At 40.8% G+C, this 23,770-nt stretch carries 10 protein-coding genes; all 10 read right to left on the bottom strand.

The window, feature by feature from the left end; translation table 11 throughout:
- Positions 1-58 precede the first annotated feature (58 nt).
- Positions 59-1,648 (bottom strand): RagB/SusD family nutrient uptake outer membrane protein, encoded by a 1,590-nt coding sequence (locus GKD17_RS02540; protein WP_032936398.1) that lies wholly within the window; start codon positions 1,646-1,648, stop codon positions 59-61.
- A gap of 47 nt (positions 1,649-1,695) precedes the next feature.
- Entirely contained in the window at positions 1,696-4,674 is a 2,979-nt protein-coding gene (locus GKD17_RS02535; protein ID WP_050764894.1) for a SusC/RagA family TonB-linked outer membrane protein, read from the bottom strand.
- Positions 4,675-4,917: 243 nt separating this feature from the next.
- On the bottom strand, positions 4,918-7,785 hold the full coding sequence (locus GKD17_RS02530) for a glycoside hydrolase family 2 (protein WP_022185596.1): 2,868 nt from the start codon (positions 7,783-7,785) through the stop codon (positions 4,918-4,920).
- Positions 7,786-7,840: 55 nt separating this feature from the next.
- Positions 7,841-11,185, bottom strand: coding sequence for a glycosyl hydrolase (locus GKD17_RS02525; protein WP_007836539.1), 3,345 nt, complete (start codon positions 11,183-11,185; stop codon positions 7,841-7,843).
- A 265-nt stretch (positions 11,186-11,450) separates the two neighbouring features.
- Positions 11,451-12,680 carry a DUF2264 domain-containing protein gene (locus GKD17_RS02520; protein ID WP_007836541.1) on the bottom strand — a complete coding sequence of 410 codons (1,230 nt, stop codon included), beginning with the start codon at positions 12,678-12,680 and terminating at the stop codon, positions 11,451-11,453.
- Positions 12,670-13,860, bottom strand: a complete 1,191-nt coding sequence (locus tag GKD17_RS02515) for a glycoside hydrolase family 88 protein (protein ID WP_007836543.1) — start codon at positions 13,858-13,860, stop codon at positions 12,670-12,672. The genes GKD17_RS02520 and GKD17_RS02515 overlap by 11 nt, the downstream gene beginning before the upstream one ends.
- Positions 13,861-13,915: 55 nt before the next feature.
- Positions 13,916-16,894, bottom strand: coding sequence for a glycoside hydrolase family 2 protein (locus GKD17_RS02510; protein ID WP_007840541.1), 2,979 nt, complete (start codon positions 16,892-16,894; stop codon positions 13,916-13,918).
- A 111-nt stretch (positions 16,895-17,005) separates the two neighbouring features.
- Complete coding sequence (locus tag GKD17_RS02505) at positions 17,006-18,640, bottom strand: glycoside hydrolase family 43 protein (protein ID WP_008655724.1); 1,635 nt, start codon at positions 18,638-18,640, stop codon at positions 17,006-17,008.
- A 145-nt stretch (positions 18,641-18,785) separates the two neighbouring features.
- The gene (locus GKD17_RS02500; RefSeq protein ID WP_032936401.1) at positions 18,786-21,572 is read right to left on the bottom strand and encodes a two-component regulator propeller domain-containing protein; all 2,787 of its coding nucleotides are present in this window, start codon (positions 21,570-21,572) and stop codon (positions 18,786-18,788) included.
- A gap of 274 nt (positions 21,573-21,846) precedes the next feature.
- A complete protein-coding gene (locus GKD17_RS02495; RefSeq protein WP_007836552.1) occupies positions 21,847-23,751 on the bottom strand; it encodes a glycoside hydrolase family 97 protein in 1,905 nt (634 codons plus the stop codon).
- Positions 23,752-23,770 lie beyond the last annotated feature (19 nt).

Here is a 23,770-nt window from a genome sequence, read left to right as displayed (position 1 = left end):
ACAGACAATCGTTATCACATACATTGCTCACCTTAGTTTAACTTAATACCTTAAAAATCTATTTAAGCGGATATCTTGGATCCGATATGTTATCCGGATTTTGCTCTAATGCAGGATTAGAATCCAAAGACGTTTGAGGAATCTTCCATAAAAATGTTTTTTGGGGCACGAACTGTAATTTTTGGCAATTAAAATACCCATTCTCATACATATAGGTTTTATATTCATAAACGTTTTTTCCCAAACGATCTGTACGTAATTCGTCAAAATATAAATAACCTTCACCAACCAACTCCCATGTACGTTCCTGATAGATTGCATCATCAAACTCCTCTTTTGAGAGTCCCGGTGTTACAGGAATCGATAAGGAACGCTGATGTACTTTATTTAACTTCTCATACGCATCAGACGTAGGACCATTCAGATAATTTTCCACTTCAGCATAATTCAATAGTATATCTGAATAACGGATTGCAATTAAATTTGCTTTCGAACCTCCTGTTTCATAGCAAGACTTAGTCCGATCATAAAATTTCATATTTCCTGGAGCAGATGATGGCCATTTACCTTCGCCTTTACCTGAAAAGCCTTTATATTCAGGTTCAAAATAACGACGGGTATCTGTACCAGTTATGGTATATTCTGTTAGAAAACATTGCTTACGCACATCATCGTCTTGATAAGAAAGATAATCCTTATGTGAAATTGCCGAACGATGATACATTTTACCTCCTAAACTTTCATCTGTAACATTTATTCCAAAATTACAATGCAACGAACTCACTTGAGTAGGTCCGAATTGGACCTCCAACAAAGACTCTTTCGTATTTTTAGAAGCCTCCTCCACAAACCAATACCACAAAGATTTATAATCAGGTAATAGTTCATATTCACCAGAATTAATCACATCCCCCAATTGTTTTTTAGCTTCTTGAAAATAAACCGTATTATTATTATCCATGCAACCTCTAGTCAAATAGACATCACCCAACAACGCCTGGGCAGCCCCTTTACTTGCCTTATAATAAGAACCGCTTCCCCACTGTGAACGCGTCGGTAAATTTGCAATGCAATATTCCAGGTCTTGAATAATAAAATCATAAGTCTCATCTACTGTCTTCCGAGGAATTTCAAGACCATCCAATCCGACAGTATAAGATTCTGGTATAGCAAGTCCCCCATAAAGACGAAGCAAAACAAACATAGTATATGCACGAAAGAAACGAGCCTGTCCATAGATTTGATTTCTTTTTTCATCGGACATGTTCACTCCATCACCACGCCCAAGAACCACATTACATCGGTTAATCATCTCATATCCACTATCCCATATCTGAATGTTGTAGGTAGTAGCTTGATTTACCCCTTGCCAACAATTGAATGATATAACTCCATCCTTAGAAGCATGAGCCGGCATGGCATGTTCCGTCACAAGTTCCAAAATCATCAAAGTTTTATAATTACTAGCAAAATTACGAAAATCAGCATAAACTGAGTTCAAGGCACTTTCCAATTCTTCTTCCGACTTATAATAATTACCTGGATCAACAAAAGTATAAGGTGACTCAGTCAAACCCGTACAGCTAGAAAACAGAGCAACAATCACAAGCAGAGTTGCAACAACAGGCCGCCTACACGCAACCAACATTTTTTTGCGTAAATATATTGATTTCATATTCATTTATTATTTATTAATTAAAATTTCGCATTAACTCCAATATTCACAATTTTCACCCATGGATATTTAATATCACCATTTTCCGGATTATAGCCGCGCTGATTAGAGAAAGTGATGAAGTTCTGAAAATTCACTGTTGCACTCAAACTTTTGATACCTTTAATCCCTTTAATAGGATTCTTACCAAAATCATAACTTAAGGCTATACTTTTTACCACGAAATAGTTCCATCCGGAATTTATACGATCACTTTCATGAACATTGGAAGCTCCCGGTGCAGGATAGGTTCCTGACGGATTAGATTCACTCCACATTCGCTCATAAGCATATAACGAAGGCATACAAATCACGCTAGAATTTATCTGGTTCTCTGCTATTTGCAAATAAGACGTACCACCGACAAAATCATGGGCACCATTTCCTAATATATTCAAACTAAACTTCTTGTATTGTACATTCAAACCTATACCATAAATAAGTTTAGGATCTGTAGTGCCTATGTTTACTTGGTCTTTCGCAGTTATCTGATTATCACCATCCAAGTCCTTATACATTTCATCTCCCAATTTGGCCGTACCTTCAATTTTCCGATATTTTTTCAATTGTTCCTCTGTACGAATAATGCCATCAGAAAGAAGAGCATAACGGGAATTAAGAGATTCTCCAACTTTTAAATAGCGGCTAAGCCCTAATCCGGAACTAAGTGTAATAGATTCCACATTATTATAAAGTTCCTTCACTTTATTAATATTACGACTAAGATTGATAGTAGCATCTATCTTAAAATCATTTGTATTAACAATATTCCCTGTAATTGAAAGTTCATATCCTTTATTCAATACGGAACCAACATTACTCAGCATAGAAGAAAATCCTGAAGTGGAAGGAATGGGAACTTGATAAAGCAAATCGGAAGTCTTACGATAGTAATAATCGGCAGTAATGTGCAAACGATTCCATAAGGATAAATCAATACCAATATCAAATTGATTGGCACGCTCCCACTTCAAGTCTGGATTACCTATACTTTCATAATATCCTTGAAGTTCTCCATCATTATAAATGTAATTATCTGCATTCAATTGCGCCAATGACTTATAATTACCTATCTCCTGATTACCTGTTACACCGAAACTGGCACGTAATTTTAAGTTAGTAATATATTTATTATCAATTAAAAATGCCTCTTGACTTGCACGCCAAGCCAAACCAACAGATGGGAAAAATCCCCACTTGTTATTTGCTCCAAAACGGGAAGAGCCATCATATCTAGCAGTTGCCGTCAAGAGATATCTGTCATTATAAGCATAAGATACACGACCAGTCCATGAAACTAATGAATTTTGATATTTATCACTACCATAATCTACTGTTTCTCTACTCGCTTGAGATATATCCCATGCCCCGGTTTCATCGTTAGCAAATCCCTTTCCATCGATAGAAAGATCCTCATAAATATAATTTTGCCATGAATACACCCCTGTTGCTGTAAGACGGTGCTTCCCCCATGTATTGGTATAGGTAAGGATATTTTCAGTTATTCTACTTATCTTCTTAGAATATCCGTTTCCACCCTGGCCAGTTCCTGTGGATAAAGTATAATCCGAAGTTATATAATTATAATCTCTGGTATTAGCTATATCAAGTCCAAAATTTGTTTTGAATGTCAACCCTTTAGCCAACTGAAATTCAGCATAAATATCACCAAACAAACGACTTACACTAGATTCTCTTTTCACCTCATTGTAATAATTAACTGCATTCCATTTAATACCACTATCAAAATAACTGGATATGGCTGGATTATCATTAGGTATTGCATAGCTTCCATCCTCCCGATAGACAGGCAATGTAGGCCAACCATAACGCCATAATTCGGTCAATGCCCCATCATAATTAGTAGTTGTTGCAAGCCCTCCTTCAGAATAAGTATACTGCATATGTGTTCCCAACTTTATAAAGTTATTAAACTTATGCTGCAAATTAGTACGAAAAGTATATTTATTATAATCATAATTAGACAACAAACCATCTTGAAGATAAACTCCACCCGACATCATATACTGTGTATCACCCGAAGTACCATTTAAAGAAATACTATAGTCTTGCACAGGACTACTACTCTTGATGGTTTCCCTCTGCCAATCTGTATGTATATTAGGAGCAGGATTCTCATCATTATATATCGTAATCCCTTTAGAATTCATATAAGCAGAATTAATAAAGTCCACAAACTGTTCATGATTCATTGTTTCCACCAATCTGCCCGGCATCTGAAAACCATAATTAGCATTAAGTGTAAGTGATTTAGAATCTTTGGCACCTGTTTTGGTTGTAATCATAATAACACCATTTGAACCACGGGAACCATAAATAGCAGTAGCAGAAGCATCTTTCAGCACCTCCATTGAAGCAATATCATTAGCATTAATTTCATTTAATGAACCATTCATCAAAGGAAATCCGTCAACTACATACAAGGGATCATTTCCTGCACTGATAGAACCATTACCACGAATCCGCAAGGTAGGTGACTTGCCGGGACGGCTATCCGTTACAACCGAAACGCCAGTCACCCTTCCCTGTAAGGCTTGAACGGGATTATTCGCTGTTACAGAAGTAATATCCTCCGATTTCACTGACATGACAGAACCTGTCAAATCAGTTTTTTTCTGTGTACCATACCCCACAACCACTACTTCGTCCAATGTTTCAGTATCTTCAGCCAGAATTACTTTCAATGTATTTTTTCCAGCTATCGAAATATCTTGTCCCTCATATCCAATATAGGTTATAGTAATAATCCCTTTTTCGGGAACATTAGAGAGAGTAAACTTTCCATCAAAATCAGTAATAGTACCATTTGAGGTCCCTTTAACCAATACACTGGCACCAATTACAGCCTCACCTGCCTTGTCCACTACAATACCCGATACCGTCTTATTTTGTGCAAATCCGGTAACAGTAGTCATTAAAAAGACTAATAAAAATACCATTCTAAAAGACACTTCATTATAAGCGCCTCTTTGTTTCCTGTTGTTTTTCATTATTAACGAATTAAAGTTTTGTAATCAATATCATTTAGCATGCTTTTATTTTACCGGCTTCAGATATCTTTGCCATGTACAAACGTATAAAGTCACTTCTTTTCCTACAATACTGCATTACCTATATACAGTGATAATTTATGGACTTTTGGCTTCATTCATGGAAAATCTTCCACCCATTCAAAAAACAATCTAGCGAACTGCCTTCAACATAATACTGAACTCGCCAACAAACGGCTTTCCTGTATCTGTACGAAGTTGAGGAACCGATTCTTCAGCACGGCGTCCTTTCTCCGGACGACCGAATACTCCTGATAAAATATAAGTTCTTTCCGGGCACATTGCGTCATTCTCCATATAACCAGAATTCGAAACATGTATGGTTCCTTCAGATCCGGAACGTTCCATCCAGCGCATCGCTTTTATTCCCGTCACATCCGGACTTCCCGCAGTTCCTCCCCATACACCCAATATAGGAGCAGCCTGCTTATTAGGATAAGCATCATACGGGCCCAATCCCAACCAATGTACCTGATCAAGCCCGGATACAGACTGCATGGACATACCAACAATAGGCAACCAAGGTACAGCTACTTTAGTAAGAATCTGATAATAAACGTTCAAGCGTCCATCCACTCCTATTGAATAACGATAAGTCACTGTAAAACGATTCTCCTGATCCACCCTATAATCCACAGTAGTACGGATAACCGCATTGGTTGGCGTCTTCTCCACCTTCCATGCTGTTACCGATGACGTATAATGAGTAAGATCGACAGCCTTACGAAGATTTTCTTTACCAAATCCGGAAGTCTCACCTTGATTTAATTTACGCCAGATAGCCGGATACAAGTCTTTTATCAACTGCTTTCCCTTTAGTTCCGCAGACACCAATTGTCCATTCTTCGGACTAAACACATAGCGAACATCACCAGCCTCAATGGTAACCTGATCCGCCTCAGTAACCAAAAGTTCACGACAAACAGGAACAGATATCGGTTGTTCTGTCTGAGGGCAAAGTTCAACAGCCCTGCGAGTGATCTCTGTTCCTTTTTCATCTGTAAATATAAACCACACATAATAAGTTCTTCCCGGACGAACAGTCACCAGTTTTTCTACCGGCAATTTAAAGTCCGACACTGTATGAGGATAACCATACATGGAATCAGTGCCCGAATATAATACATTCTCATCTTCCCGTACAGACCAAGCCATCTTTACAGAACTAAGATTCGTAAAATCAAAATCATTCTGGATAGGAATACGTACCGAATCCTGACCGGGTACAAATGAAATTTTGTCCACAACAGGGTAAACCGGAGCATAGACGGCCTTCGTCTCCCAATAGTCACGAGTGAAATTACGATAGGAATCCACAATACCATCCCAACCGGCTGTATTAATTCTTAAGTATTCATCTTCACTCAAATCTTTCTCTTTCTTTCGGACAGGAGTCTTAACCCCTTGATCCGCCCACATCCATACAGCTGCTCCGGCTCCGGCAGGATGTTTAGTTAATGCCTTCCAACGTGCTTCCAACCCTCCAAACGCATCATTGCCATAAGCATGTGTGTATTCAGTCGAAATAACAGGACGTCCGGAATGTCCGGCAAGCCGGTCATATTCCTGCGGGTTCCAATAATGAGGAGCAAGAATATCCACTTCTTTAGGAAGCCATTCTTCAGGACGCCAAGGCAACAGTACCGGACGAGTGGGATCAAGTGCCTTGACCAATTTTACAGAAACCATGTGCAGAGAGGTCAAAGGATCTTCGTTACCTATTGACCAATAAATAATAGACGGCTTGTTTATATCCCGGACAATCGTTTCATACGAACGTTGCAAAACCGCCCCCGAGAATGAAGGATCATACATCAAATCCCCGGCTCCCCCTAGCGTCACTTCATTACCCACATACATTCCCATTGAATCACATAGTTCAATAAACCCTTCGGCAGGTGTGTAATGTGAGAGACGAAGATAATTGATATTGGCAGCCTTCATCAGTGTGAGGTCCTCCAACCACTGTTTACGGGTAGTGGCACGACCTACATCCGGATGTTCATCATGCCTGTTCACCCCACGAAGTTTAACTGCTTGTCCATTAATTCTGAAGACTCCTCCATCAGTGGAAATCTGACGGAAACCAACACGTTCCATACGTGTATGTGTTACTGCCTCTTTTTCTAAAAGTTCCACTTTCAGGCTATACAAATAAGGAGTTTCGGCAGTCCACTGGTGCGGAGCCTCAACCGGCAAGCTCAAACAAATCTCCCGATCCGTCGAAACATGGGCAGGTATAGCCATTTGTCTTTGTGCCACCTCTTTGCCTTCTTTGTCAGTGAGTGTGAAACATAGCTTATAAGGCTCGCCGGGACTAGGATAATTTCCGGGCAATGTATTCTTATGCTTATCACTGATCATCACCCGTATGTCCAGATTCGCATCTTGAAACAAATGGTCAAAAGTTGTCTGCACCACCACATCATCAATCCATCGTTTAGCCGGCATAGCCTCCAAAGTTACATCTCTATAAATACCTCCCCAAGTCCAGTCATCACAAACATCAAACTTATACTCACGGGTGATCTGCCTTACCCTGACAGCCAGTTTGTTAGGCTCATCCACTTTCAGCTTATTCGTCACATCAAAAGCAAAAGAAGTATATCCGCAATCATGACGCCCCAGTTCGTTCCCGTTGAGCCAAACTTCAGCCGATGACCATACACCACCGAAATGCAACAAGATACGTTTGTCTTTCCAATCCTGAGGAATTGTAAACTCCCTCACATAAAATCCCTCACCGGCTTGATTATCCTTGAATCCTCGATAAACCGGTTCTTCATATCCCAACAAGGCCCAATTGGATGGAACAGGAGTTGACTTAAATTTGCTTTTAGCAAAATCAGACGTATAAAACCTTTCCAAACGGTCCGCCTCCTTTTGATTAGCGGCAAATGCAAATTGCCATGTACCGCTTAAATTAATCCGTTCCTGAGCCAACACCCCCAGGCTGCTCAATGACAGAAACGATGAAATAAAAATAGTACGTAAATTCATAAAGTATAATATTTTAGTGTTTTGTTCCTGATTGATATGTAAACGCATTTTCCTGTTACTGACACTGTCGGTACACCAAATTCAATTGCTCCATAATACCCGAAGGCACAAGTTTATCAGTCGGAGTAGCTATTTGAGGATAAGCATAAGTAAACCTCTCAGATTCAGGAAGTGAGGCATCCCCAATCATACGGTTCATCAATGAATTAACCACCTCTATTTTTAGATTATTTTTACCCTCATGGACATAAGAGGTTATATCAGCCTCCCAAGGAGAGCACCATACAGTAACGACTTCTTTTCCATTTACCCAGACACGCGCTAAGGAACCTAAGCGAGGAAAACGAAGCAGTAACCGTTCATTTTGAGCAGGTATCGCCAGATTTAATTCTTTATGATAAACCGCCGTGCCTGAATAATAACGGATACCTGTATCGGCATGCACTGTCCAATCTATCAATTCGTCAAAAACGACTTTCCCGGGACCACCCCAGCGAGGATCAAAATAAACATTCCAACTACCCTCAATCGGAGTAATTGTTTCTTGTACATCCGCTATTATCGGCAATAAACCGGTTGCCTGATTATTTGAAGTCACTATAAATCCAGACTCACGAGGAGCCAAAGTCAAGTTCAACAACATACCTTTTTCTCCGGATGCTTTTACAGGTATCATATAACGTTGCCCAGTCACAGCATCCCAATATTCCGCCTGTCGGGCATCCGTACGCAACCGGACAGTATCATGAAAAGCTCTGTCACTATGATTATTCAAAAAATACACATCGGCATCCGATAAACGACGATGAACAAAATAAACTTTATCCTTCGCTGTATTACCACTTTTTATTGCTATATCAGGACGAATATTTTCATATTTCAAAACCTCCGACAATGGAATATTTTCATAAATTTTCCCCTTACCGACTTTACGGATCTGTGATACAGTAGTCAACTCTCCCCACAACTCATCAACCAATGCTCGATATTCTTCCGATTCCGCTTTATCTTTCAAGGAATCGGAACCATCCGGACGTGGCCCACAAACGATGACACCTCCTTTAACTAAACCAGCTATATGACGCAACACATGCAAGGGCATATCATTATTACGCTGAATCACCAATAAACTATAACTAATTCCTGTCGGTAAGGTCAACCGACCATCCACAGCCATCGTACGCCCTACTAATGCCTCAGCTGTACAAACATCAAAATCATAACCTTCGGGGATTTCAGGAAGGCGATAAGTTACCAATTTCACCGGCGGATTCTGTCCCAAATACACACATATATCGACAACAGGCACTCCTTTACGCATCAATGCGGAACAACGTGCCTGATAATCCCAGAACGGGCGGCTATATTCCCAGTAAGTATTGTTCCTATTCAGACAATAATGCTTGCCGCCAGCCGTACTACCCGGATATTTATCAATCCAAGGCTGATAAGCAGACGCACATAACACAAATTCATTCACTCCAAAAGCATAAGCATAATCCGCCGAATTTTTCTGATCTGCAAAACAGTGATAATAACGGCTGCCGGTAAAAGCTTCCGCTGAAGCAATAGGCTTTCCGTAAAAATGAGCGGCAGATGAAGTTTCCTTCACATCATACCCTCCATCAGGATGTGAAGTCCAGAATTCACCTTGTGGTTTATTAACACGTCCTTTTGCCTGAAGATTATCCGCCACCAGGCTCAATCCGTTCCCCACAGCCTGTGCTGTCAGATTCACTCCCGCCTTATCACTTAATTTTTGCAACGTGCCGTAATAATTATCAGAAATCATATCAGCCATTGTACGGCGCATATCATATAGGAAACCGTCACTCTGAGACACCGAACCTACGATATATCCCATCATAGCCGGCAGATAACAACGCATATCATACCCTTTTCGATGTAAAAACTCCTGTTCAAACCCCGGAGTCCAATTTTGCGAACCGGCCTCATGACTATCCATGGTGACTCCTGCAGGCAAACAACCGATAGCAGCTAAAGAATCCAAAATAGGTTTGGTATAATTTTCCCATTGAACCGTCACCGCTTCTACCGACATTTTATCACATTCCAATCCCATTAAATTGGCACGCCCATGTCTCAACGGACCGCCAGTAGGCTCATGAGCAAAACGCATAATCACCCATTCTCCTGCCGGAACCTCCCACTCCAACTTCCCCTCAGAATCCATTTTATCTGTAAGGTCTACTATTTTTTCCGGGTCTATCGTCTCTTCGCCCTCATAAGGTGGTGTTAGATTTCTCTGAATATATTCAGAATAGAGTGCGGCACGTTCTTCCCATTGGTCCATTCGTGCACGTGAAGAGAGAGAAAAGTTTCCTATCACCAAATCCGGACGAGTATCTTTAGGAAGATACCAATCGTGAAAATTCAGACGAAAATAACGAGCTTTTACTGCCGGGAATGAAATTGTTTTTTGAATCCAACGATTACTCGGAGTCTGATAAATAGGTTTCAAATCACAAACTCTCTCATAATTAATACCATCATTGGAAACCTCCAACTGTCCTATATCTGGTAATTTTTGGTACCCCAAGCCATAAAAACTCTCAGCCGGATGCCCGGGAGGATTCATAGCCCCTGTAGAAGATTTTGCCCCACGTGGACGAACCTGATAGCTGATGCTGCGAGCGGTAAAATCCTCACCAAAATCAAGATTCACCAAAACAGATTCTCCGGCAGCACGTGCAGGAATTGTAACGAGTGTACCATCTGGCTGAAATAATGATTTACCCAAAATATGAGAAGGGGTTGTCGTTATACGAGGACGGCGGTGGTAACTTGTTTCCCAATTCTGTCGGGTAGCAGGAAAAGCTAGTACCGCCACATCCCAACATTCATCTTTTCCGGGCTTGGAAAGTATAGCAGAGAAATGTTGGTCACCGCTGACAAGAGTATCACTGGCTATGAGACGTTGCATCCCCAACCTTTTAGTAATCCAAGGACCTCCTGCTACAAAACCATTAGAAAGATTCACTTCAAAGGAAAGTCCGATACGTTTGGCTTCAGATGCTGCAAAGCGCAACATATCCCACCATGCCGGAGATAATGCAGGCAACGCATTCTCCGCCTTTCCATGAACCTGGTCGTAATATACCACCCCTCCAATTCCGGCACGCTTGTAAGCTTCCAAATCTGCGGTTATACCTTCACGAGTTGTTTCTGTCTCTCCATGAAACCACCAAACTTTAGTACGGGTGGAATCTACAGGATGAGAAAACTCCTCCCAAGCCTTTTCTTTGGTGGTCATATCGGTTATCGGATGCGAAAGAGAACAAGCCCCTCCCATTACAGCACAACCTATTAAAACTGTATTTAGGAATTTCACAGATAAAATACGATCATAAAGACTTTTGAACATCTTGTTGTTTTCCATTGCCAATCAATTAAAGTTTTATAATTTATTCCATGCAAAAGTAGAGGGGGATTCCATATTACACAATAGCTATTCTATTGACATACAAACATAAAGCATGGAGATTTTTCCTTTAATATGGAAAAATCTCCATGCTCTTTAAAATCAGACAAACTGGCCAATGAAAAGTAAGCTATCTTCATAGACCAAGTAAGTTAAGTTACTTCGGCATTTAAGTTGACTTACCCGGGTAAATAAGTTAAGTTACTTTTCTTTTCATAAACACCTAACCTTTTCTCAAAGCCTTATCCGCCCCTACATCAACACCTTTCCATGCCTTCAGGTTAGTCCATTCACTATAAGGCTCAGTCCAGAAAGGATGATTTGCCGGAAGTCCCAATGGCAAAAAGACCGCTGTACACATATACAGACTGCCTGTATTTATATAAGGTTCGGACATATTTATCTGACTGCCTGAAAAACCAATTCTCAGCCACCCGTTTTCATCAAAAGTACCGGGCATAGATATCTGCCTCTGCATAACAGCTGTCAGAGCAGAACGGATCTGTCCTTTGGAAAGAGGCTGAGGAATCTTGTCCAACAAAGCAATTTGAGAAAGCGCATGAAAAGCGCCAAAACGATACACGATAGAACGGCCCACTACAGGATAAGTGGCTTCCGGAGAGATCATCCGTTCAAGCTGGGCAGCCATTCGTTGTTGACGAACCAATTGGCGTTCCAAGAACTCAGCACGCTCCAATCCATGCTTTTTCATGACATACAATACATCCGTCAACATCGGATGGATGACCAAACTGTTATAATAATCCAGATGCAATTCTGCCCCATCTCCATACCAGGCATCTCCTTTATACCATTCATCAATGAAACGGTTTACACCATAATATAATCTCTGACTATCATATTCCCCCGTAAATTCCAACAAGGCCGCTTCTACCATCGAAGCGAAAAGCAACCAATTACTCTCATTAGGCTTTATGCCACGCGTTCTTTTCAACTCATACACCAGTTTTTTTTGAATATCCACATCCAGATTTCCCCAAAGTTGTCTGGGAGCTCTCAACAAACCTTGTACAAGAAAAGCCGCATCTACCAAGGGCTGGGAATGACGGTTATCAAACATCAAATAATCAGCTGATTGCGGATCGACAGCCTGTTTCAGTCCTTTAACCACCAGTTGAATATACCTTTCTCTTAACTTTCCTTCCTGAGTATCATCAGGTCCCAGTTCCAGCCAAGGAGCAATACCGCAAACGGTTCTTCCTACCGCTTCCAGATAGGAAACACTTCTACGTAAAGGTTCATCAGACAGTGACTCAAACGGCATATTCTTTTTCAACGTGCCCTGACTGAGATTGACCAACACAGGATCAGCAATCCTTGTTAAAGTCTGCACCCAGTACATACGGTCCTCACTACCTGTGGGCTGAGCATACAGTTTTCCACACAAAAAAATAAAACAAAAAGCAATCAACAAACAATTCCTAGTTCTCATTCTGTAGTTTTTTTAAGCGTAACAAAGCCTCGACATAATAATAATCTGCATAAGACAGGGGAACATCTACTTCCGAATTCTTATTATAATTTCCCACACTATGCTTCAAGATAAAACCTCCGTTGGTTTCCGGTTCGGCAAGGTACTCCGGAGAGGACAAAGAACGAATCTGCATTTCTGCCAGCTCCAGCCAATCCGCTCCTTCCTTACTTTTATCCAGCTGACTCAGTTCAATAAGTCCCGATGCCATAACAGCAGCGGCGGATGCATCCCGGGGAGCAGCAGGAATATCCGGTGCGTCAAAATCCCAATAAGGTATTTTATCGTCCGGCAAATTGGGATGATTCTTAATATAAGAAGCTACTTTCCGCGCCTGTTCCAAATATTCGGTCTTTCCGGTCTCCCTGTACATCATGGTATAGCCATACAGCGCCCATGCCTGTCCTCTGGCCCATGCCGAATTGTCGGCGTACCCCTGATGAGTACCTTTAAAATGTGGTTGTCCGGAAAGCGTATCATAAGAAACTACATGATAACAACTATAATCATCTCTAAAATGATGTCGAAGAGTGGTCTGTGCATGACTGTCAGCCATATTCATCAAACGTTTTTCCCCCGTTGTCTTAGCAAGAAAAAACAAAAATTCCAGATTCATCATATTATCAATAATGACGGGAAACTGCCATTTTTCATTTGAATTCCACGATTTGATAGCTTTTACCCGCTCATCATAACGAGTTGCCAAGGATTCCGCTCCTACAGTCATCACCTCTAAATAATGAGGATTCTTTGCCAACCGATATCCGTTTCCGAAGCTACAATATAACATAAATCCTAAATCATGGGTGGTGGTCATATCCTTGGCAGACTCCACCCGTTCTGTATATAGTTCCGCATATCTTTTCAGTTCATCCGTAGGCGTATTCTCATACAAATACCATAACACTCCCGGGAAAAAGCCGGAAATCCATGCCCGGTAATCGGATGTTTTCAGTTCACCACCCTCATAAGTCCGTGGAAGCCTTCCTTTCTGATTTTCCACTTCCTTCGCTAAAAAGACAGCTTGCCGTTTGGAAACCTCCAGCCCTCTTTCTATTACTTCAGCCATGGGCTCCCTTGTTTCACATGAAACGAGAAAAAGCCCCCAAACAGCTATCAACCCTATGAATATATTTTTCATAAAAAGATATTTTATAATTGATGTAAATATAGACGTATTTTCTTAATTTCTGAAATTACTGATTCAAAGTTTCTAAAAATTCCACCTCAACTATCCGGAGTTCATTGTGTACCTTCTTGCCTCCTTCAGCTTTGAAAAGATCAAGCTCTCCGGCCTTGGGTTCCACAACTTCTATGATTTGGCCGAATGCATCGGAATCCTGAGTAGCCCCCTTCAAACGGATGGTTATCTCATCAGAACGTACCGGACGGTCAATCATCAAATGAACATATCCCAAACTTTTCTCCGTGTTCCCGCTCCAAATCAAGTGTTCTCCGGCATATACTTCAAGCGGATAAGAACGCTGCCTCCATCCGGTCAGTTTGATACAGATATCATCTATTTCCGCACGCCTTTCCAATTTATATGTAATCCAGGCGGTGTTCAACCTGCCATCATTTTTCCACTCGCTCAATTCGTTGTCATCAAAACTTTTCCCTGCATCCCTTTGATTTGTTCCGGCTGTAACATCAGCCACTCTGACATCAACTTTGGTCTCTTTATAAGAGGGCGAGGACGGAGTTTCACCACGGTCAAAGCGGCTAGGCAACCCAACGGAAGGGAAAAAGGTACTTAAGCCATTTTTAACTTCTACCGGCTGCGTACTGAAAGCTATTTCTTCTGAAGCCAACCCTTCCGCAGCCACCTTCAGCACCACATTTCCCGGTTGCGTTGTCGAGCGGATCATCACTCGTGTTATACCACATTCCACAGGAAGTTCTTTTGCCAACACATAATTATCTGCCGCCTGTGCTATTCCTCCTCTCCATTCAGCCGGGCCTTGTAAATCAAACTTTATCTTATGATTAGCTAACGGGCATCGTTCTCCATTGCCATCCACCACTTCCACCTGCACCATAGCTATATCAGCGCCGTCGGCAAAGACGCCTTGCGGACTATGCATCAAGGTCAGTTTTAACCGTTCAGGCTCTCCAACGGTTTGAAGAGAATGACGGCTCAATTCTTTATGCTGTTCATCGTAAGATATGGCTTCAATCGTCCCTTTCTCCCATTGCACAGAATCAAAAGTAAACAAGAACCGATAATCCTGTCTGCCGAAACCTTTGGATTTTCCATTTACAAACAGTTCCACTGCATCTCCCGATGAAACCACATAAACAGGTTTTCTCACATCCGGAGTATAATTCCAATGACCAATAATATGAGTATGATAGTTTTCCACATCCACCCATCCGTCCCACATTACCTTGTGTGCAAAGAAGCCATCCTTAGGGATTCTCAACGGATCCACCACACCGCTCCGGCGATAATTCTCGGCACCACGTCCATAAGTCTGCGTATCGGAAAACACAATCTTCGCACCTCCTGAATTGACACGCCGGCCTGTTCCGGGACGCTCACGCCACAAATCATACCAACGTCGGACAAACTCCACAGCCAGCCTGTCCTGATTCTGATTATATGCTCCGGCATCCTGTCCTTTGTGCAAAGGACCATCTCCCTGTTTATGAAACGGATAACTATATTCGTCCCAATATTTACGCAACCCCTCATCACGACAATATTCAGTCTGAATCATAGGATGATGTTCACTTTTATTCACATAAAGCATTTCACCACCATATTCAGCCTCACGAATATCCAGCATCTCCCGGGAACCTATCGCCCTTCCTCCGTACGGATCATACTGATCCCGTATGGCAATCATCTCAACCATGTGCTCACGGCTGATTGATTCATTTCCCGATTCATAAAATAAAATACTTGGATTATTACGCATATAAATAATGACATCCCTCATCAACTCTTTCCGTTGTTCCCAACGTCTGCCGGTCACATCTTTTTCCGCATCTCCTGCAGGCAACATCTGTATCACCCCCACACGGTCACAAGATTCCACATCCTGTTTCCAGGGAGTGACATGCATCCACCGAAAAAGATTGGCATTATGCTCAATCATTAATCCGTTAGAGTAGTCACTCATCCAAGGCGGTACAGACATTCCTACTCCCGGCCATTCATTACTGGACCGTTGCGCATATCCCTTCAACTGCAACACACGGTCATTGAGCCACACTTTTCCTTCTCCAAAACGAGTCTTGCGGAAACCTGTCCTGGTAACAACTTCATCCACTGGACGGCCATTCACCAACAGGGTAGTCTTCACATCATATAAATAGCCATAGCCCCAACTCCAAAAATGAAGATCTTTTAACGGTGCAGAAGCTTTCAATACAACTGTTTCTCCGGACTGCATTGTCGTCGGTTGTCCCCGGAATGTACTGACCCTTTTTCCATCATAATCATAAATGCTCACCTCATAATCCACATGAACGGACTTGCCATACTCATTCCGCACCTGTGACTCTGCATGAACAACCGCCTCACGGGTCTTTACCTTAATATCGGATGCATAGATGTAAGTCCCTGTAGTCTGTAAATTACTGTATAGAGGCAAGGTCTGGTATAATTTATCAGTAATGTGCAACCATACATTTTTAGGTACTCCTCCATAATTGGCATTGAAATTTCTATCATTCCACTGGAACAAACTTCCAGTCGAACGCTCCTTATACCTCCAGTCATTGTCTGTTCGGAGAGCAATCACATTCTCTCCACCAAAATTCAGAAACGGAGTCAGATCAAAGCCTACCGCCATCACCCCATTTTCATGCAATCCTATATGCTTGCCGTTCAAATAGAAATCCGCCGCCTGCCGTACTCCCTCAAACTCAATAAAGACCTTCTTCCCTTTTGCAGTCTTAGGGAGCCTGAAATGTTTTCTATACCAGGCTATAGTATCCGTCATTCCCCATATATGTACTTTAAATGCCTCATCTTCATTAAAAGCCCGGGGCAAAGTAATTTTTTTCCAGTTTTCATCGGAAAAATCCGTTCTTTCCGCCCCCGGCGTATCTCCGATATAAAGCAACCATCCAGGGTTAAAATTATATTTCTCACGGTTATTGCTCTGTCCGGATACGGGAAAAAGCAAAAGCATACATAATAAAATAAGTAAATTCTGTCTGTTCATGGTATTATTCATTGATTTATCAACAGCAAATGTAGAAAATCCACCTTGATACAAACCGCTCCCACGTTTCAAGATGTGGAACAAATGTTGCAAGATACGACTACAGAGTAGCTATCGGGAAATCCTGAACCAGTCGATATCAATAAATCCTTTGCGACCGGTCTTATTTGGATCAACGGCAAAAAATCCTATTTTTGAACCTATCCAACGTCCTTTGCCCATAGCATACTCGCCACCAGCCTTCTTCCATTTCTTTCCATCAATGCTGTAGGCATAGTTCACCTTGCTGTCTTTTATACTCATGCGTAGGTACACATCCTTTATATGCATCTCCGCAGGACGTCCCTTACGTGGAGTTCCTTTTTGTGTGGGTTTCAAGGTATCCACAGTTAACACCTCATCAGTCAAGTGAGTACGCATGGCATTCGGATTATGGCGTATCTGTAACTCGTAACCGTCCTCGGTACGTTGCAGACCCACAGACGAATATTCGGCCGACATACAGACAAGACCAACATACTGGTCTGAATTACGCGAACAAAAACTCAGCTTTGTGGTAGCTGTAAATTCATCAGCCGGTGTTTTCTGTAATAGCATATTCGGTACATACCACAGATTACTGACATCTCCAAGCTCAGGTAATGCATACGTAAACAGGCGGAAAAACCCCATACTTGTAGCTTGCCCGTAACTTTCTTTATAATCATTTTGCCATTGCCACTGCATACCAAGTTTTGATGAATCAAACTCATCAGTCTCCACAGGATTAACTATAGTCTTACTATCTGATTTCGGCTTACGGAATTTCCAGTAAGGCTCACCAGCATTCCCCATAACAGGCCATCCACTACTCCAATCGACAGGTTGTAAATGACACACGCGGCCATAAGGACCTTTATCCTGAAAATGTATAAACCAGTCTTCACCATATTTTGTATGTATCCATCCACCTTGATGAGGTCCATTCATCGTGGTTTTTCCGCGTTCCAATACACGTTTCCATTCATATGGACCATAAGGCGATTTACTGCGCATAGCCAACTGCCAGCCTCCAGCTACACCACCGGCAGGACAAAGAATCCAATACCAGCCGTCACGCTTATAAAACTTAGGCCCTTCGGTAGTAACATTGCCTGTAGCATCACCATCGAATACAATACATGGCTCACCTATGGCGCGTGTACCATCAGCAGACAATTCACGTACAGTAAGCACACCATTAAAACCTATACGACTGTTAGCCCATCCATTGACAAGATAACAACGACCATCCTCATCCCACAACGGAGTCGTATCGATATACCCGAGACCTTCAACCACCATCACCGGTTTTTCCCATTCACCTGCAGGATCTTTGGTTTTCACCATAAAAATACCCCGATCGGGATCTCCCCAATAGATATAGAATTCGCCTGAATGATATCTTATACTCGGAGCATATACACCCATACCATGTTGTGTGCGCACAGAATCAGGAAACTGGCTACGCAAGGCGTGACCTATTATCTCCCAATTAACAAGGTCTTTACTGTGTAAAATAGGTAGCCCGGGCATACAGTTAAAAGAACTGGCTGTAAGATAATAATCATCGCCTACAGCTACCACATCGGGATCACTATAATCAGCATTTATCACAGGATTGGTATAGGTACCGTCCCCATTGTCGGGAGACCATACTTCTGAACAATACTGTGCGCTCACACTCAACGAGCAGACTAACGATAAAAACAACAAAATACATTTCATATCCAACAAATCGTTTTTAATTAATTATTGGTTCATATTCTTTATAGGTTGTAAAAGTAGAAAACACTCTTCGATACAAACCGTTCACACGTTGCAAGATATGGAACAAATGTTGCAAAATAAAACGACAGAGCCCGTTATAAGCTTATTTATATTGTGTAGGCAATACCCCAAACAGTTTCTTGAATGATTTTGTGAAATAACTAGGTGTATTAAAACCAACCTTATCAGCTATCTCAGCAATGGAAAGACCTCCCTCTTTCAATAATTCCGCAGCTTTACGAAGACGTACATTCTTCACAAAATCAGAAGGCGAACTTCCGGTGATAGATGTAATCTTCCGGTAAAGAGTGGCACGACTCATGCACATATCCCTACTTAAATCTTCTATGGAATATTCAGGATTACTAAGGTTCTTCTCAACCATGTCCAATGCCTTCTTTATTAATTGCTCATCAGATGCTGAAATAGAATTCGCTTCTACTTTCTCTTCTTCCGGCAATGGATCTATCTCATGCCTTTGCTCCGGATTTTGTTCCAGTGGCAGAACAGTCTGTGCAACAATGGGCTTCCGTAATTTCATATACATCCGGCCCAATCCCCAAACAACCGATAAAACAACAAGTACATAAAACAAATACGCCCAACCTGTTTCATACCAAGCAGGCAGACACTGGATCATAACCGTCAATGTACTCTTACTCCACAGTCCGTTTTCATCTGTAGCACGAACTTCCAGTTCAAATTCCCCCTTTGACAAATCAGACAAGCCGATACTATTTTTCCCTGCCGGCAAGGTCACCCACTTATCGTTTCTTTGTTTATAACGATAAGCATATCTTACCTTATTTGTATTCAAATGATCAAAAGTTGAAAAAAACAATTCCACATTCCTCTCGTGAGGGGACAGTCTTATTTTCTCTTGATTATCCACTCCTATTTCAGAGAGGTTATTCATTTTGATGGATGTCAAACGCACCACGGGCTCAGGTATCCTCCTCTTTTTTTCGTTATAGTGAGGAAAAGTCACAATTCCACCTCGTCCACCCACGCTCATTTCTCCCCGAGGGTCTTTATACAATGATTGGAAATCTTCCAAATTTATCCAAGAATCAGTACAAGACATCATATTAAAGATATGTGTTCCGGGATGATAGACCATCACCCGCTGTGATGTAAGAATCCAAAGATTCCCATTGTCATCCGACTTTATATCCAAAACAGCATCCCCTGTCAATCCACAATCTTTTGTCCGGGAAATAAAATCATTCGTATCCGGAGAATAACTATACACGTTACCCTGTTTAGTACCCACCCAAAGATTGTTGTCCGGAGCGACAGTCAATACCGAATAATTTTCTCCAGTATCCTTTATTTGCAACCGGCTTTCTCCGGAAATTCTCCACAACCCTCTACTTTCAGTTGCAAAATAAACAACTCCTTCATTAGACGAAACGATAGCATTTATAAAACTAACATCATCACAAACTGTAGTCAATCGGTCTTCCTCCAAGCTATACCGAAATAAATGGTAAGTAGTCCCTATCCAAAGATTTCCATGGTGGTCATCATGCAAAGCACGGATACGCTCACCTTGTTTAATGGGTATGGCACATACGATGGATTCAAAAAGCCGGTTCTCTTTATACCGAATTAAAATTACCGAATGATCCCTTACCATATAGAGTCCCTCTCTGTCCGATGGCCTCTCAAAGAAAAAAGAGAGCTCCCTGTCATTCTCAACAACAGATATACGATCTCTCTGGGGATCATAAGCATATAGTCCCAATTTCTTTTGCCTGATCCAATAATAATTTTTCTCTTGAGAAAACTGCATAGGAGACGCGATTACCCCCAAATTTTGCTTTACCCCTTCCATAGACAAAGGAAGCACTTCATTAGGAAGAAAAGAAATAATGAAAGAAGAAGGATAATAACCTGTCACCCATAAGTTTCCGGATTGATCGGAAAGAATCTTTGTGAGGATTTTCCTGTCAGCTGATAATAAACGAGAGAGATCTACCTTATCCAAAGATGCATCGGCCGTTATTTTATAGGCATATAAGTTATCTGCCGCAGTCACCCACAAATATCCCTTAACAGAATCTTGTATGATATGATGAAGCTTTCGGGTATCGGAGTTAGAAGACGCATTATCCACTGTTTGCAATCCAAACATTTTGTCTGTATCCTGTGCCTTGGGATCAAAACGTACAATACCTTTTCCCCAAGTAGTAACCCAATAATACGGGGTGTTATGATCTTCCGTCATGCTTGTGGGATACTCTTCATAGGGCCAAGGATATGAAATAAAAGAGTCCTTTACCTTATCATAGCAAAAAAGCCCACCTTTTGCTTGAGTTACCCAAACTTTCTTTTTCTTATCCTCATAAATAGAATTGACGGTATTCTCCTGTCCTTTCCATGTAAGAATGTATTTTCCAGTTCTTTCCCCTAACGCATTGTATCGAAACAAGTGCCTGTTAGTCGAAATCCAGATCATACCATCAGACGTCGCTGTCATTGTAGTTATAGTCCAACTCTTTATCGTTTCATCAGCAAGTGCCCTTATCTCATAATCTGTTTTTGACAAAATATAGACACCACGCTTCGTTCCAAACCATATTTTCCCTTCACTGTCTTCAGTAATACACGTCACACTGTTGTTTTCCAAGACTCCCGGATTCTTGAAATCAGAACGGAATACTTTCACTATATATCCATCATCACGGCACAAGCCTCCCCCCTCAGTACCATACCACATATATCCTTCCGAATCCTGGAAAATACAAAGCAATTCTTTGGTCGGCAACTGTTCCGAATTAGGAAGGCTTCTTACTATCATATCAAATGCTTTGACCGGAACGGCATTTATCCGCACAGTCAATAACAAAATAATGATTGGTAATAATATCCTTCCTATGTTTTTCATATTCTTCACGCAAGTACTCCTGTTAAAAACAAACGAATACAAAGCTAGGAAGAAATTCAAGAATTTGCAACTTGTCGGTTTAATTAAGTACTTAATAAAGAAAATATGGTTATTGAACAAATGAATTTTGTTCAATAACCATATTTCTGACATTTTCAGACTTTAAAAACATGACTGTAAATATTAAAAATTCACGACAAAATACTATAAATTTAATCTTTTATTATCATATCCTTATCAGCTAACATACAACTAAACCATCTAAATTTATATTTTATATATCATAATTTAAGACCATCACGAATCCACCACGAGGAAGACATTTTATTTCCATATTCTGTGTTTTCTCAGATAATATAATATTTTTTTCTATAAAGATATCTTTATCAGAAGAGCCATCGCTAAACAAAGTTATTTTATCTCCCTTATTATACAACTCCTCCAATCTTACAGAAAGCATTCTAGCTTCATCAGTACCATTAATACCTGCAATATACCAAACATCGCTTTTGCGTCGTGCCATTACCACTTCCACACCAGGATAACCAGATAAAAGTTTTGTATCATCCCACGAAGTTGGTAATTCCGATAGAAGTTTCCGGACTTCCTCTGGCAATGCATAATAAACAGAAGGTTTGTCCGGCATATGTTGTAAAGCTGATTCAAAAATTATTGGTAATGCCAACTCGTGGCTATAGGAAGTAATGTGTGGATACTGCGAATCAGAAAATGTTCCCGGAGTATAATCCATAGGTCCCACTACGTTCCTTGTAAAAGGTAAAGTTGCATTATGTTCTGCTGCCCGCTCGGTCAGCATCGAATTATTATTATACCATTCCGCACCATATACACCCTCAACTGACATCATATGAGGATAAGTACGTTGCCATCCACGAGGAAGGGTAGCTCCATGGAAATTAAGCATTAATTTATACTGTACCGCATCTTCAAGCAAATCAATAAAATAATTCATTGTAGTAACGCTGTCACCTGAGAAAAAATCCACTTTAATACCTGCAACTCCCATATCACTCAACCATTTATACTCTCTTTCTCTATCTTCTTTTTTATTTAATCGGAAAAGAGGGCCGGGGCCAATCCAAGCAGTACTAGAATTATACCACATTAACGGTTTAACTCCTTTTTTCAAAGCATACTTTACAGCATCTTGAATATTTCCTCCATTCCCCATTTCATTCCATTCCCAGTCAATCAAAGTATAAGGCCATTTCATATCAGCAGCCAAATCAGTATAATCCTTGACTTTCTGATAATCCTTTGTACCATGGTTATATGCCCAATATATCCATGATGCTATACCACTATTTATCCATTCCGTATTTCTCACTTTAGAAGGATCAGAAACATCTGTCACCAATGTAGACTCCACAACATCCGCCAATGTTCCAACAATAAGTAATCTCCAAGGAGAGTCCCATGACGATGCTTGCATAAGCATATTATTATCTGCTAAGCGTACTTGATAATTATCTGGATTATCTCCATTATATAAAAGAGAGCCACAATGACCACGTCTAATATTGGCTTCCGTTATCAACATAAATACAGAATCTCGTGGCTCTACAAGTCCAGGATATCCCCAAAGGTTAACCTCTGGATGCCCAACCAACTTTCCATCAGTTGACATCGGGAAAAAACATTCATAAGAAACGTCATATTGTTGCATCCATCTTTTAGTTCCTCTCGGTATAGTGTAGGTAGTATATTCATCAATAATATGTTCTCGTGTTACAATAGTGTCAAGATTATATTTAAAAGCAATCCCGTCATTATATACTCTAAATATGACTCTCAAAATCTGTCCTTTATCATTTTCCAAAAAATAGGTTCTCTCAGAAGCCTTGTTTATACAAAGACTCCGTTTGCCAGTTATCATCCTATAATCATCAACTATATATTTTATATCAGAAACCGACTTTATTCTCTGATTTGTTGTGAACTTTTGTTTTTCAGTTTCAATCCCTAATTTGGATTGACAAAGAATACTATCTCCTTTATAACTCACTGTAAAAACTATCTCCCCATAAGAATTAGTCATTACAGGTTTCACTGTTATTTTTAGATTTCCATCAGGAGATACTGTATCCAGTGTTGTGGGCTGACATGCACTAAATAGCACGACAATGAATACCAAACATAATATTTTCAGTAATTTCATGTTCTCTTCTTTTTCTATT

Origin of the sequence: Phocaeicola dorei (assembly GCF_013009555.1) — a bacterium.
Classification (GTDB): Bacteria; Bacteroidota; Bacteroidia; order Bacteroidales; family Bacteroidaceae; genus Phocaeicola; species Phocaeicola dorei.
Note: the sequence above shows the minus strand (reverse complement) of the source record. Positions and strands in the feature narration are given on the sequence as shown.

Excerpts from the sequence above, each read along its gene's own strand:
- GKD17_RS02505 (WP_008655724.1), bottom strand. The coding sequence starts at position 18,640 with ATGAAATGTATTTTGTTGTTTTTATCGTTAGTCTGCTCGTTGAGTGTG.
- GKD17_RS02525 (WP_007836539.1), bottom strand. The coding sequence starts at position 11,185 with ATGGAAAACAACAAGATGTTCAAAAGTCTTTATGATCGTATTTTATCT.
- GKD17_RS02535 (WP_050764894.1), bottom strand. The coding sequence starts at position 4,674 with ATGGTATTTTTATTAGTCTTTTTAATGACTACTGTTACCGGATTTGCA.
- GKD17_RS02530 (WP_022185596.1), bottom strand. The coding sequence starts at position 7,785 with ATGAATTTACGTACTATTTTTATTTCATCGTTTCTGTCATTGAGCAGC.
- GKD17_RS02500 (WP_032936401.1), bottom strand. The coding sequence starts at position 21,572 with ATGAAAAACATAGGAAGGATATTATTACCAATCATTATTTTGTTATTG.
- GKD17_RS02540 (WP_032936398.1), bottom strand. The coding sequence starts at position 1,648 with ATGTTGGTTGCGTGTAGGCGGCCTGTTGTTGCAACTCTGCTTGTGATT.
- GKD17_RS02495 (WP_007836552.1), bottom strand. The coding sequence starts at position 23,751 with ATGAAATTACTGAAAATATTATGTTTGGTATTCATTGTCGTGCTATTT.
- GKD17_RS02510 (WP_007840541.1), bottom strand. The coding sequence starts at position 16,894 with ATGAACAGACAGAATTTACTTATTTTATTATGTATGCTTTTGCTTTTT.
- GKD17_RS02520 (WP_007836541.1), bottom strand. The coding sequence starts at position 12,680 with ATGAGAACTAGGAATTGTTTGTTGATTGCTTTTTGTTTTATTTTTTTG.
- GKD17_RS02515 (WP_007836543.1), bottom strand. The coding sequence starts at position 13,860 with ATGAAAAATATATTCATAGGGTTGATAGCTGTTTGGGGGCTTTTTCTC.